At 30.1% G+C, this 14942-nt stretch carries 11 protein-coding genes; all 11 read right to left on the bottom strand.

Annotated elements, in window-relative coordinates:
- Positions 1-6: 6 nt before the first annotated feature.
- Positions 7-2175, bottom strand: coding sequence for a polyribonucleotide nucleotidyltransferase (pnp, locus tag BB_RS04085; RefSeq protein WP_002656770.1), 2169 nt, complete (start codon positions 2173-2175; stop codon positions 7-9).
- Positions 2176-2189: 14 nt separating this feature from the next.
- Complete coding sequence (gene rpsO, locus BB_RS04080) at positions 2190-2456, bottom strand: 30S ribosomal protein S15 (protein WP_002557393.1); 267 nt, start codon at positions 2454-2456, stop codon at positions 2190-2192.
- Between the two features lie 198 nt (positions 2457-2654).
- Positions 2655-3503: a tRNA pseudouridine(55) synthase TruB gene (gene truB, locus BB_RS04075; protein WP_002657230.1), complete on the bottom strand. Its 849-nt coding sequence runs from the start codon at positions 3501-3503 to the stop codon at positions 2655-2657.
- Positions 3504-3505: 2 nt separating this feature from the next.
- Positions 3506-3868 (bottom strand): 30S ribosome-binding factor RbfA, encoded by a 363-nt coding sequence (gene rbfA / locus BB_RS04070; RefSeq protein WP_002657228.1) that lies wholly within the window; start codon positions 3866-3868, stop codon positions 3506-3508.
- A 23-nt stretch (positions 3869-3891) separates the two neighbouring features.
- Complete coding sequence (gene infB, locus BB_RS04065) at positions 3892-6540, bottom strand: translation initiation factor IF-2 (RefSeq protein ID WP_010889822.1); 2649 nt, start codon at positions 6538-6540, stop codon at positions 3892-3894.
- 2 nt (positions 6541-6542) lie between these two features.
- Complete coding sequence (gene nusA / locus BB_RS04060; RefSeq protein ID WP_002657224.1) at positions 6543-7991, bottom strand: transcription termination factor NusA; 1449 nt, start codon at positions 7989-7991, stop codon at positions 6543-6545.
- 13 nt (positions 7992-8004) lie between these two features.
- A complete protein-coding gene (gene rimP, locus BB_RS04055; protein ID WP_002660709.1) occupies positions 8005-8442 on the bottom strand; it encodes a ribosome maturation factor RimP in 438 nt (145 codons plus the stop codon).
- Positions 8443-8542: 100 nt separating this feature from the next.
- Positions 8543-9160: a ComF family protein gene (locus BB_RS04050; RefSeq protein ID WP_002656609.1), complete on the bottom strand. Its 618-nt coding sequence runs from the start codon at positions 9158-9160 to the stop codon at positions 8543-8545.
- A gap of 1 nt (position 9161) precedes the next feature.
- A complete protein-coding gene (gene mutS / locus BB_RS04045) occupies positions 9162-11750 on the bottom strand; it encodes a DNA mismatch repair protein MutS (protein ID WP_002657221.1) in 2589 nt (862 codons plus the stop codon).
- Positions 11751-11913: 163 nt separating this feature from the next.
- Positions 11914-12447 (bottom strand): OmpH family outer membrane protein, encoded by a 534-nt coding sequence (locus tag BB_RS04040; RefSeq protein WP_002656507.1) that lies wholly within the window; start codon positions 12445-12447, stop codon positions 11914-11916.
- 20 nt (positions 12448-12467) lie between these two features.
- A complete protein-coding gene (bamA, locus tag BB_RS04035; RefSeq protein ID WP_010889821.1) occupies positions 12468-14933 on the bottom strand; it encodes an outer membrane protein assembly factor BamA in 2466 nt (821 codons plus the stop codon).
- Positions 14934-14942 lie beyond the last annotated feature (9 nt).

The raw sequence follows: 14942 nt of genomic DNA, 5'->3' as shown, positions 1-14942 counted from the left end.
ATTATTTTAATAATCTTTATCTCTAACAATTTCAAGATCAATTTTTCCAAACTTGTCTATATCAATTATTTTGACCTTAATTCGCTGACCTTCTTCTAATTTTGGGGGTCGAACTAACCCCGCATTACCTCTTATATTCTCTCCACCGCCACCAAATCTAGAATATCTATTACTATTCCCAAATCTTCCAGAACCATACTTACTGTCTCTGGGTTTCAAACGAGTACTTAAAAATCCTTCCTTTGCAGGAGTAAGTTCAATAAAAGCCCCAAAGCTATTAATCTTTTTGACAGTTCCTTCATAAATTTCGCCTACCTTTGGCTCTCTTACAATACTCTCTATTCTTTCTTTAGCTTTTTGCATCTTAAAATCATCATCCCCGAAAAGAATGATTTTTCCATTCTGCTCAATTTGAACCTTAACTTCAAATTCATCTGTTATAGCCTTAACAGTTTTTCCAGTAGATCCTATCACAAGAGATATCTTGTCAATGTCAATTTGAAGTTGAACAATTTTAGGAGCATACTTAGATATACCAACTCTTGAATTAGAAATTACAGTATTCATAATAGATAATATATGTATTCTACCTATTCTTGCTTGCTCAAGAGCATCTCTCATTAAATCTTTAGTAACATTTTCAATCTTAATATCCATTTGAAATCCAGTAATTCCATTTTTTGTACCGGCCACTTTAAAGTCCATATCACCTAGATGATCTTCTTCTCCAAGAATATCACTTAAAACTACATATTTATCCCCTTCGCTAATAAGCCCCATGGCTATCCCCGCAACCTGCCCTTTAACAGGAACCCCTGCTGACATTAAAGACATGCTCCCAGCACAAACAGTAGCCATTGAAGAAGATCCGTTAGACTCTAAAACCTCAGAAACTACCCTAATGGTATAAGGAAAATCATTTTTTCCAGGAACCATTGATTCTAAAGCTCTTTGAGCTAAATGACCATGGCCAATCTCGCGCCTGCCAGTCATTAGTCTACCGGTCTCACCAACTGAAAATGGGGGAAAATTGTAGTGGAGCATAAAATTAAGGCGTTTATCGCCATCAATATCATCCATTATTTGTTCATCAATGCTTGTACCAAGAGTAGTTACCGCTAAAGCTTGCGTCTCTCCCCTTGTAAAAAGCGCAGATCCATGCGTTCTACTTAAAATATCAACTTCTGAGATAATATCTCTTATCTCATTAGGAGTTCTGCCATCTGTTCTAATATTATCGTTAAGAATAGAGCTTCTAACAATCTCCTTCTCAAAATCATCAAAAGCCTTATGAAAAAGAGATTCATTGCTATCAGTCAATTTCTCAAGAGAAGAAAAGTACTCATAAGATTTATTTCGCAGCAAAGTTATGGCTTTATCTCTATTAAGCTTTCCCTTAACAAAACAAGCTTCTTTAAGATCAGCATAAACAAAATCCCTAAGCTCATCTTTAAATTCAAATATTTTTTCTTCAAAAGCTAAAGGAAGTTTTTCCTTCTTGCCTACAATATCTAAAAATTCTTTTTGAGCATTACAAATTTGCTTAATATATTCATGAGCACCATCTATTGCTGAGAGCAAAATATCCTCACCAACCTCATTAGCACCACCTTCTACCATAGTAATTCCATTTAAACTTCCGGCAACAACAATATCAAGATCAGAATCATGAATCTCTTCAAACGAAGGGTTTACTATAAACTTACCATTCAAATAAACCATTCTAACAGCTGCAATTGGACCATTAAACGGAATATCTGACAAAAAAACTGCCGTAAAAGCAGCATTCATTCCAACAATATCAGGAGGATTAAGCTGATCTGTAGCTAAAGTTGTAGGAATTACTTGAATTTCTCGACCAAATCTTTTATCAAAAAGAGGTCTCATCGGCCTGTCTATTAGTCTGGAAACAAGTATTTCTTTATCCTTTGGCTTTCCTTCTCTTTTGATAAATCCTCCCGGAATTTTACCGGCTGCATAATATTTCTCATTATATTCAACAGAAAGCGGAACAAAATCTAAATCTTCTCTCACGTTACTCGAGCAACAAACAGTTGCAAGAACCGAAGATCCACCATAAGTTGCAAGAACCGATCCATTAGCCTGTTTAGCCATAAATCCGGTCTCAAACACTAACTCGTCTCTGCCTATTTTCAACTTTAATATTTTCCTCAAAATTCAACCTCTTTTTATTTTCTAAGACCAAGTTTAGATATCAACATCCTATAAGCTTCTAAATCTTTTTTCTGGTAATACCGCAATAAACTTCGCCTTTGCCCTACTAACTTTAACAAGCCTCTTTTTGAACTATGATCTTTTTTATTTATCTTTAAATGTTCAGTTAAATACTTTATTCTACCTGTAATAAGTGCAATCTGAACCCCAACAGAACCAGTATCACTTTCATTTTTTCCAAATTCAGAAACTATTTTTTGCTTTTGCTTTTTATCTATCATAAAGCAACTCCTATACCATTATAGCAAAGCTCTAACAAACCTCTTGCCATAATTTAAAATAACTACTACGATAGATTATAATATTTTTTCTTAAAAATAACAAAAGCAATTTATCCTTTTCGGGTTATTTTTAATAATAAATTATTAAATTGTTTAAAAAAACAAATATAAAATTAAAATGTCATAATATATTTATAATTAAAATATAATGACATATTTATATTTATTCAAACCCACTCCTTGAATTACTGCTAATATTTTCTCTTCTCTGGATTTTAAAATTTTAAATTCATTAATATTGATTTCAATTTCAAAATAAACACCATTTTTAACAAGATTTATCTTATTAGAATCAATGTAAACCTTTTCAAAACTTTTTAAAGATTCTAGACTAATTAAGGAAGCTTTACTCAAATTTTCACACAATGTGGAATCTTTTAATCTAAACATACCTACTTTAGTCCTTTTTAAATTACTAACATACGCGCAAGAATTTAGAGAATATGCCAAATCTCTTGCAATACTCCTAATATAAGTACCTTTTGAACAGCTAATTTTCAAACTAAGCAAAGAAGAACTAAAATCATAACTTAATCTTTGAATATTATAAACAGTGACTTTTCGTTTTTTAATTTCAAAAAACTTTCCATTCAAAGCAAGTTTATAGGCTCTGCTGCCATCAATATGAACAGAAGAAAATCTAGGAGGACTTTGATAAATCTCTCCTACAAAATCTTTAAGCTTTAAATCTATATCCTCTACATTAGGAATATAATCTGTTTTACTAACTATTCTTCCATTCGGATCAAGGGTATCTGTTTCTAATCCAAATCTGAATTCTGCTACATACTCTTTATCTAAAGAAGTAAAATAACCTGAAAGCTTTGTGTATTTTCCCACAAGACAAACCAAAATTCCACTTGCAAATTTATCAAGTGTGCCAGCATGCCCAACACGATTTGTATTAAAATATTTTTTTATAGGGAAAAGAGTTTCAAAAGAAGTTTTACCTTGTTCTTTATTAATTAAAAGGAATCCATTTTCCAAATTTAATTCTCTCTTGTAGTATTTAATCCTTCAATTAACTTATTAACATAAAATGATTTGGAAAGAGAATCATCCTTAACAAATAATAATTTGGGAGTGCTTCTAACTTTAATTCGCTTAATAATTTGACTTTGAATAAATCCCTTAGCATTATTTAAAGCTTTAACTGCATTGTCCAAAGAAGCACCTTCCTTAATAGAGCCCATAAACACTTTAGCATTTATTAAATCTTTTGAAAATTCTACTTTAACCACGGTTAAAAATGAATGAATTCTGGGATCTTTAATCCCCCCACTTACTATTAAATTGCCGATTTCTTGAGCAATAAAACTTTCAAGTTTAAACTTTTTAATATTCTTATACATAAACACATATAAATAAAACAATACTAAGTTTTAAAAGATTTTTTAACCTTTTTTACCTCAAATGCTTCAATTATATCTCCTTCTTTAATATTAGCATAATTATCAATCATAATACCACACTCATATTGCTCAGCAACTTCTTTAACATCATCTTTAAATCGCTTTAAAGATGAAATTTTGCCGGAATGAATCTGTAAACCATCTCTCATTACATTAGTAATCGCATCTCGCTTTATTAGCCCCCGAGAAACATAACAACCGGCTATTACCCCTATTTTAGGAACATTTATTACAGCTCTCACTTCAGCAAAGCCAATAAACTGCTGCTCAACATCTGGCTCAAGCATTCCTTCAAGAACTGACCTAACATCATTTATAGCATCATAAATAACATTGTACTTTCTAATCTCAACTTTTTCCTGATCTGCTAGTACCTGAGCTTTTGCAGTAGGCCTTACATGAAATCCAATAACAATAGCATCGCTTGCTGAAGCAAAGCTAATATCTGTTTCGGTTATTACCCCTGCTGATGAATGCACAACTCTTACTCGAACCTCATCGTTTGTTAATTTTTCAAGAGAATTCTTTAAAGCTTCCACTGAGCCTTGAACATCTGCTTTTAAAATTATTTTAAGCTCTTTAAGCGCTCCTTCTTTAATTGAATCATAAAGATTCAACATAGTAACTTTCTTTACATTTTTGGAAGATTCATATTTTTTAAGATCTTGTCTTTTAGAACTGATCAATTTTGCTTCTTTTTCAGTTTTAGTTACTTGAAAAGGATCCCCGGCTTGAGGCATTGAAGAAAATCCTAAAACACTAATGGCTTTAGCGGGTCCAACGCTCTTAACAGAAACACCCTTTTCGCTAATTAATGCCTTAACTTTACCATAGCACGCTCCACCCACAAAAGAATCTCCCACATAAAGCGTTCCATCCTCAATAATAACAGAACAAACTATTCCGCGCCCCAAATCAATCTTGGCATCAAGCACTTTTCCAATAGCTCTTTTGGATGGATTTGCCTTTAACAACATCATATCTGACTGTAAAAGAATCATATCAAGTAGTTCAGAAATTCCTATATTTTTAAGAGCAGAAATCATCACAAAAATAGTATCTCCCCCCCAATCCTCAGATACTAAACCGTATTCTGAAAGCTGGTGTTTAATCTTATCGGGATTTGAATCTGGTAAATCAATCTTATTTATAGCAACAATAATTGGAACATTTGCCTCTTTTGCATGATTGATAGCCTCAATGGTTTGGGGCATAACACCATCAATTGCTGACACAACAAGAACAACAATATCTGTAACTTGAGCCCCACGACTTCTCATCATAGTAAAAGCTTCATGACCAGGAGTATCTAAAAATGTTATTTCTCGATCATTATAAACAATAGTATAAGCTCCAATATGCTGAGTAATACCACCGGACTCTGTTTGATTTATATCTATATTTTGAAGCACAGAAAGTAGTTTGGTTTTGCCATGATCAACATGACCCATTATTGTAATAACAGGAGGCTTTTCAACTCTTTTGCTTTGATCTTCCACTTCTTCTTCTATAACCGTTTCATCATAAATAGAGACAACATTAACTTTTGAACCATATTCTTCAACTAAAATAGTTGCAGTATCAGAATCTATCTTTTCATTAATAGTAACCATTACGCCCAAAGCCATTAATTTAGCAATCAAATCAGAAGATTTTAAATTCATCTTTCTTGCAAGATCAGAAACAGTAATGCTACCCATAATGTCAATTGACTTTGGAATAGGGTTGGCTAAATTTTCTCTCTTCTTTTTCTGAAGTTGTTCAAAAACTTTTTGTTCAATTGTTTTGCTCTCAGTTTCTGCTTTTTTTCTCTTATAGCTTTTTTGACTCTCTTGTTGCTGTTTTTTTTTCTCGCCAAGCTTACGATTTAACTCTTTACTATTCTCAGAATCCGCTGCAGGTGTGCTGCTAACAATAGCGGGAACTTTAGTTTTTATAAGTCTTCTAAAAGACATAGAAGTAGTAGTATATTTATTTTGAGAATTATTTTTGGCAACATATGTTTTCTTTACTGAACCTTGATATTGAAAGGATAAGCTGTCTCTGTTTTGTGAATATCCACCAGTTCTGTTATCTCTGTTTTGTGAATATCCACCAGTTCTATTGTCTCTGTTTTGTGAATATCCACCAGTTCTATTGTCCCTGTTTTGTGAATATCCACCAGTTCTATTGTCCCTGCTTTGTGAATATCCACCAGTTCTGTTGTCTCTGCCTTGTGAATATCCACCTCTATTATCCCTATTTTGTGAATACCCACCAGTTCTGTTGTCTCTGTTTTGTGAATACCCACCAGTTCTGTTGTCTCTGTTTTGTGAATACCCACCAGTTCTGTTGTCTCTGTTTTGGGAATATCCACCAGCTCTATTGTCCCTATTTTGTGAATATCCACCAGCTCTATTGTCCCTATTTTGTGAATACCCGCCAGTTCTATTGTCTCTACTTTGCGAATATTCAGCCTTATTGCTGTTATTATGCAAATCAACAAAGCTATTTGAATCATTTTTAACGCTTAAATCATTATATGTTACAATTTTTACTACCTTCTTTTTCAACTTAATAATCTTAACTTTTTTGCCATCTTCATTTTTAATATCATCAATATTTTTCGACAAACCTACTCCTCCTCAAACTCAAAACTAAGCCCTATTTTACAACCCGGACAGGAGGTCATATTTTCATTAATAACAACACCGCATTCAGGACAAAGAAGCTCTTCATCTTCTTCTACCTTTTCCATAGACTCATCATTGTCATTAGCAATTATTATCATCCCCTCTTTTAATATTTTGTTAATTTCTTCTTGTTTTTCATAACTTACACCAAGATTAAAAAGCACTCCCTCATCTGCTTGTAAAAAATTGTTAATATCATCAAACCCCTCTTTTGATAAATTAGAAATCACAGAAGGATCAAGCAATTTAAGATCACTTATTTTACTAATCTCTTCAAATTGCTCCTCCTCAACAACATCTTGCATAACTTTATCAAACATTTCGAGTGTTTCTTGCTTAAACTCCGAATTAGCCTTCATTTCTGCAAATTGACTGCTAGTTTTAACATCAATAGCCCAGTCAAGAAGTCTATTAGCAAGTCTAACATTTTGACCCATTTTACCTATAGCAAGAGAAAGCTGGTCATCACTAACAACCACTAAAGCTTTATGTAAATCCTCGTCAAGAATATAAACATGTTCTATCTTTGAAGGAGTCAAAGAATCCTTTATAAATTCTTTAATATCTTTACTATAGGGAATAATATCAATTTTTTCTCCTTCAAGTTCCTTAATTATAGATTGAATTCTGACTCCTTTTTGTCCTATACAAGGACCAACAGGATCAATCTCTTCTTTTTCAGAATAAACAGCGACTTTGATTCTGTAACCAGGATCGCGAACTATTTTATGAATCTTAATAATACCTTCTTCAATTTCTGGAATTTCAAGCGCTAAAAGCTCTTCAATAAACTTTGGATGGGTCCTAGAAAGAATAACTTCAATACCATTTTTACCCTTTTTGACATTATAAACTAAAACTCTAATCTTATCATTAAGGTTATAAACTTCTCTTGGCGATTGATATTTCTTGGGAATTATACCATCCGTATTACCAAGATTAACATAAAGATCACCATTTCTATTTTGTTGAACGTACCCAATAACAACCTTATTCAACTTGCTTTTAAATTCTGATAAAATCTCATTATCCTCAATTCCTTGCAGGTCATTTTTGGTTCTTTGTTTTGCAACCTGAATAGAAAGCCTATCAAAAACTTTGGGATTAATTTCAATGTAAGCATAATCACCTTCTACAATATTTTCCTTTGAGATATCTTTTTCTAATATTTCAAGCAAAGAATCTTTTACCTCTTTTACAATTTTCTTTTTTGCATAAACAGACAAATCTCCCGTATCATCATCAAACTTAATAAAAGCATTCTCATTGCTTCCAAAATACTTCTTATAAGCTATTAATACTGATTCTTTAATTGTTTTTCTAATAGAATCTATACTCATGCCACGATCATTTGCAATATTTACAATCATATGCCCCGTGCCCTTTATCATCCAAACTTCCTCCTTAAACTAATCTAGCCTTTTTAACATCACTATAAAAAACATTTACTTCTTTGCTATCTGTTTTAAAAATAAAACTTTTTGGCTTTGACTCTAATATAAAACCCTCTTCAAATTCATTATCCAACATCAACTTAATCTTTTTACCTTCAAAAATTTTAAACTCTCTGTCACTTTTTATTTTTCTATCTATTCCTGGAGTAGAAAGCTCTAAAGTAAAACCATATTTAAGATTTGCTTCTAAAATTAATAAAATCATTTTATGCAAATCAGTCAAAAAATCAATATCTAAGGAAAAATTTTTACTATAAAGAACTATTTGAATTTTTCCATTATTTTTATTTCTAAAGATATTAATTTCTAATATCTCAACATTTAACCGCCCTGTTAAATCTTTTATCAAATTAAAAACTTCATTATTTTTGTCAAAATACTTAATCAACTGTATTCCTAAAAATAATAAGGTTCTTTTAAAGAACCTTATTAAATACATAAACTAAACCTTAAGTCAAGGTTAACACTTAGCAAAAATAATGTCAACATTAAACCAAATTATAAGATTTGGCCAAAGAAAGCTTTATCACCTTATAAGCTCCCAATTGCATAATAAGATCTTCACAAATGCACATAGATGCTCCTGTGGTAACAATATCATCAAGTAAAACAATCTTTTTAAACTGAAAATTTTTATATTTTGATCTTAATTTAATCTTATTTTCAAGATTTTTAAATCTAAGATTCCCTTTCATTAACTTCTGGCTTTTTCCATACTTTCTTGAAAAAATATTTATATAATTAAAACCAAAACGGCTTAACAAAATACCAATGTATTCCATATGATCAAAACCATAAAATAATTTTCTTTTAAAACTACAAGGAACAGTTACTATTTGATCAAAATCAATATTATTTAAACATTCAGCAATTCCACTTGCCAAAAATCTACCAATTGACTTTTGAGCATCCCTTTTATAAGACAAAATTAAAGATTTGTAATGCTCTTTATATTCAAAAAAATAAATCAAATTCTCATCAAATTTAATGTTAAAATTAAAAAGTGACTTACATTGGTCACAAAGAGCATTAGAAGATACATACCTTTTTCCACAAAAGACACAAAAAGGCAAAAATATACTCTTTAAAACATTTAAATAGCTCATACTAACTGGACTGAGAAATAACCTTTAAAACAATTTGATTTAACAGCTCAATTGATTGAAAAGGAGTAATATTATTAATATCTATGTTAGAAATAAAATTTTTTAACTCTAAATACTCATTTAATTTAATATGAATATCAGTGTCATTTTTCAAGATCTCTTTATCATTACCATCAGAAGAAACATGGGGAAGAAACTCTAAACAAGAGTTGCCCTCTCGGCCCACCAAACTTTCTAGAATAACATTAGCTCTATCTATTACCCTTAAGGGAAGTCCTGCTATGCGAGCAACATAAATACCATAAGAATTAAGAGATGGCTTTTCTTCAACTTCTCTTAAGAAAACAAGATCGTTGCCCTGCTTTTCAATTTTCATTGAAAGATTAATAAAAGCCTGATGATTAATAGACGACAATTCATGAAAATGTGTGGCAAACAAACTTCTAGCTTTAATATACTCTAAAATATACTCTATAATAGAATAAGCAATAGCAAGCCCATCATTTGTGCTAGTACCTCTTCCAACTTCATCCATAATTATTAAACTCTTTTCTGTTGCATTCCTTAAAATGTTGGCTGTTTCATTCATTTCAACTAAAAAAGTGGATTCCCCTTTGGCAATGTTATCACTTGCTCCAATCCTGCAAAAAATTTTATCTGTAATACCTATTAAAGCTTTAGAAGCTGGCACAAAAGAGCCTATATGCGCCATTAAAGTAATTAAAGCCACCTGACGCAAATAGGTTGATTTACCTGCCATATTAGGTCCAGTAATTAAACAAAAATACTTTTCTTTATTAATTCTTACAAAATTTTCAGTAAAGATTTCAGTATTTTTAGTGTAGTGCTCAACAACAGGATGCCGAGACTTTTCAAGAAGAATTTCTTTACCAGATGTCAATACAGGCCTTTTATATTCATTTTTTTTTGCCAAATAACCAAAGTTAACAACTAAATCAATATATGCAAAAAATTCTGCAACCTTTTTAAGAACTTTATTATGCATAACAACATTTGATGCTATTTCATCAAAAATTTCCTGTTCAAAAGCAACCACATTATCTTCAGCATTATTAATATCCACCTCAAGAGAAATAAGTTTTTCTGTTTTATATCTTTTTGAAGAATTTAAAGCTTGGCTTTCCATAAAATGTGGTGGCACTTGAGCATAATTACTCTTTGTAACTTCAAAAAATAACCCCCTATTATTAGTTTTTCTAATCTTTAGGTTATTAATCTTGCTAAGCAATCTCTCTGATTCAAGATATTGATCAATATATTTATTTGCATTAATCTTTAAATCTTTTAAGTTATCAAGCTTTAAGTCATAACCTCTTTTAATAAGTTCATCAGGTGCACTTGAAATTGCACTATTTATCAAAAAATAAACTTTAGAAATACTATCCTCTTCAAATTTATCAAAATTCCAATAATCAAAATTATGCTTGTCAAATAACTTTTTTACCGTAAAAAATACAGAAAGAGCTTTTTCAATAAATAAAAAATCTTTTTTAATATATCTTTTCATTTGAATCCTAGATATTATTCTCTCAATATCCCATATATTAATAAAAGTTTCTCTTAAAGTCACAGTCAAGCTAATATTTTTGCAAAAAAATTCAACATGATCTAGCCTGGTATTAATCTCAGAAATATTTAAAATTGGATTTAAAATAAATTCTCTTAAAAGTCTCTTTCCCATTGCAGTTTTGCAATCATTTAACACAGAATATAATGAATATTGAGAAGAAAAATCATTATTATTTTTTACAAGTTCAAGATTAACTTGAGTTACGTCATCAAGAAACATGTACGAAGAATCATTATTGATATCTATTTTATCAATATTACTTAATAAATTTTTTAAATTATTTTTTATATGATTTATAATAAGAAAAATTGAAATGTAATAGGGCTTTTCCTCATCAAATCCAAGAGAGCTCAATCCAAGTATGTTAAAATGCTCCTTTATTGTTTTTATTGCAATATCCTTATCAAGATGCCAAGTAGGAACTCTGTTAATTAAAAATCTACTAAGATTAAGCTTCTCTGAGTATTCATAATAAAAATTTTCAGAAACTATTATCTCTTTAGGAGAGTATTTCTCAAGATCCCTTTTAAGTTTTTCAAAAAAACCATTCTCATAAAACATTATTCCAAGACTGGAAGTAGATAAATCTATATAAGAAAACGAATAATAATCTTTATAATCACTAATAGCAACTAAATAGTTATTAATATCATCATTTAAAAAATCTTCATCAATAATAACGCCTGGGGTTATTACCTCAACAACCTCTCTTTCTAAAGGCCCCCCAGAAGTAGAATTGGACGCTTGTTCACAAATTGCAACCTTTTTATCAAATAAAATTAATTTCCTTATATATTCTTTACTGGTATGATAAGGAACCCCACACATTGGAACATTTTCTCTTTTTGTCAACGTTAAATTAAGAAGCTTGCTTACCTCAATTGCATCATCAAAAAACATTTCATAAAAACTTCCTACTCTGAAAAAAAGAACAGCATCTTTATATTTTTTCTTGATATCTAAATACTGCCTTATCATTGGGGTAACATTTTTTTCCATATGCTTCCTAAATAATATTGAATTACAATTGATATTATAAAATAAATATAATTCAATTAAAAAGAAAGAATATAAAATAATAAAAAGACCATAAAAAAAATATTTTACGCAATTAAACGCTATTTAATTATTAAAAAGCCTAATGTTTTAAATTTAATTAACTTTAAGGGTTTTTATTGTCCTTTTCTAAAAGATGCTTAACAACATCGTTTGTTATATCAACAGTGCTATTGTGGTAAAGAATATATGGATTATTTTTTTTCATAATCAAAGAAAACCCATTAATTTCTGCAACATATTGAATACCACGAAGTATTTTACTTAAAGATTCACTATTATTATTTAAACTATTAATATTGGCCAATCTCTGCTGTTCTAAATTATTCTTTGCTAAACTAGACACTCTCTTTAGCTCATCAACTTTCAAATTATATTGATTTCCAAAAGATCTTGCATTATCTAAATCATTATCAGCAATCGATTTATCATACATATGTTTTAAATTCTTAAGCTCTAAATTTAACGTATTTATTTGTTCTTGATACCGATTTTTTATTTGATCAAGATTAGCTTTCAATTGAGGATTTAAAACTTCAATCACAATTCTATCAAAATCAACAATTCCTATCTTAATAACATCTATCGAAAAAACATTAAAAGATAATAAAAAAAACAATGGTAAAATCAAAAAAAACACAAATTTCTCCATAGCATTAATCAATATCTCATCTCAATTCCTAAGAAAAATTTAAATCCAGAATAATATTTGTAATAGCTGTTAACTTTATCATTGTCAAAATAAAAAGGATAAGCTATTACAAAAGACAGCGGCAATTGAGGTAAAAGACTTCTAATTCCAGTTCCCCAGCTAAAAGCAAAACTACTAAAAGGTCTAAACAAAGAATTTTCTTGCCCTTCTAAAGAATAGGAAGCAAAATCTATAAAAAAAGCATCCCAAACTAAAATATTTTTTAACAAAGGAATAGATATCTGCACAGTATTTACAAAAGAACTGTAAATATTTTTCAAAATCCCCCAACCTCTAGCCTGCATAAAATTTTCACTAAGAATTATGTGGTGATGGGGTTGAATTTCAATTTCAAAACCATTACCAAGAGGAGGTAATATATTTGAATAGACACTCCTTAAGGTCAAAATAATATCAAAATAAGGAGTAAACACATCCTCATATCCCAAAAGAGAAAAATATCTCTCAAAAGTTGTAGAAGATTTAATAAAATGGCTCTGACCAAATAAAAATCCACCAAAAAAATCAAACTGTTGCTTAAGTAAAAATCCATTATTAGATAAAGAGGTAGAATTTCTTGTATCCCAAGCCGCGCTCAAACTAAGAGAATTTTCAAATCTAAAAGTTTTATAATTGTCTCTTAAATAATAATTTGAAGGTCTGTTAACCTCATTATCATAAAAAACATATTTTAAAGCAGTTTGCAAAGTGCCAAGAAGGGTTTGTTTGCCAAGATAATTAGAAAAAGTATACCCGGTAAACGCTCCAAAACTAAGTTTAAGCAAAGAATAATTCATAGCATTAAAATCGGAAAAGCTTTTAGCATCTCGATATTCTTCCCAACTTGTAAATGGATCAGGAACTTCCCTCTTGCCAGAAAAAATAGGCCCATTAATATCCTGATAAGCAGTATTAACGGAATGTGAAAAATCTATAAATCCACCTACGGTCCATCTTTTTTGAAAAAACCAATTATCTCTAAATGTCAAACTAAGACTTTGCTCTAAAAAAGATAAATTTAGTCTTGCTGCAAAATAATAGCCTTCGCCTAAAAAATTAGAAAGCTCCCACTGCCCAAATACTGAGAATGGAAATGAAGAATTTGAATTGCCTCCAAAATTCATACCAAATCCAAAATTACTTGTTGCTCGCTCCTCAATGTTTAAATTTATTTTCATAAGCCCTTCTGTATTGCCTGGAACAATATCAGGAATTACATTTGAAAAATAACCAAGCTGCTGTAAATTTGCCATACCCATCTTAAACTTGTCCAAACTAAAAACATCTCCCTCTTGAAGAGGAATCTCTCTAAGTATTACATGCGAAGCTGTATTTTTATTTTTAGAAACAGTAATAGACTCAATATGAGCTTTATCCTTTTCTAAAATTTTAATTAACAAATCAACAAATTCCCCTCTTATCTTTTGCGAAGGAATAATTTCTGTAAAAATATACCCTTCTCTAAAATAACTTTCCTTAATTTTGACAAAATCCTGCTCAAATTTAGAATCATTAAAAATATCACCTTCGCTAAAGGTAATAAAACTTTTTAATTCTTCCAAACTAAAAACTGAATTACCAGAAATTTCAAGCTTTCCAAATCTAAAAACATTGCCTTCTGAAAGAAAATATTTCAAAAAAACTTCCTTTTCTAGTCTTTTAGAATCTTTAAGGGAATCTTTAATATCAACAGTGCTATTGATAATCTTAACATCAATATATCCATTATTTTTATAAAAAGACTCTAATTGACGCTTGTCTTTATCAACATTACTTTTTAAATATTTACCATCTGAGAAAAGAGACACTACTCTTGATGCTAAAGATTTCCTCAAGGTACTGCTTTTAAAGCTTAAATTTCCTTCAAAGTCAATCCCCTTAACAACATATTTGGGTCCAGCTACTATATTAAAAATAATATCAACTAAATTTCCTTCTTCTTTGATTTCAAAATTTGCAGAAACCTCAAGATATCCCATGTCTTTATACATCTCTTCAAGCTTGCCAATACCTTTATTAACACTTGCAAGATTTAAAGGCTCATTGGTTTTAATATTCACCTTCTCAACAAGTTCGCTATTCCAAAAAACTCTACTGCTATCAGAAAAAACAACAGAATTAACTAAAGATTTTTCTTTTACAATAAATGTAATAAAAAGATCCTCACCATCTATTTTAAATATAGGCTTAATAAGCCCAGAAAAATAATCAAGAGAATAAAGATCAATTTGCAATTTATCAAAAATTTCATTAGAATATGACACGCCAATGTAAGGTTTTAAAATATTAATAAAATCTCTCTCCTTCTTATTCTTAAGTCCTTCAAAATTAATACCCTTTATTATTTTCCCCTTGTAATTTTCAACTTGACCAAAACTAAAAACAACAAAAAATATTAAAAAACTTACAAAAAACAAACCTCTAATTGAACCCATCTTAACCTC

It is taken from the genome of Borreliella burgdorferi B31, assembly GCF_000008685.2.
In the GTDB taxonomy this organism is placed as follows: Bacteria; Spirochaetota; Spirochaetia; order Borreliales; family Borreliaceae; genus Borreliella; species Borreliella burgdorferi.
Note: the sequence above shows the minus strand (reverse complement) of the source record. Positions and strands in the feature narration are given on the sequence as shown.

Bases quoted from the DNA above. Each gene is read 5' to 3' on its own strand.
- nusA (WP_002657224.1), bottom strand. From the start codon at position 7,991: ATGATAAAGGGCACGGGGCATATGATTGTAAATATTGCAAATGATCGT.
- rbfA (WP_002657228.1), bottom strand. From the start codon at position 3,868: ATGTATAAGAATATTAAAAAGTTTAAACTTGAAAGTTTTATTGCTCAA.
- rpsO (WP_002557393.1), bottom strand. From the start codon at position 2,456: ATGATAGATAAAAAGCAAAAGCAAAAAATAGTTTCTGAATTTGGAAAA.
- mutS (WP_002657221.1), bottom strand. From the start codon at position 11,750: ATGGAAAAAAATGTTACCCCAATGATAAGGCAGTATTTAGATATCAAG.
- bamA (WP_010889821.1), bottom strand. From the start codon at position 14,933: ATGGGTTCAATTAGAGGTTTGTTTTTTGTAAGTTTTTTAATATTTTTT.
- BB_RS04050 (WP_002656609.1), bottom strand. From the start codon at position 9,160: ATGAGCTATTTAAATGTTTTAAAGAGTATATTTTTGCCTTTTTGTGTC.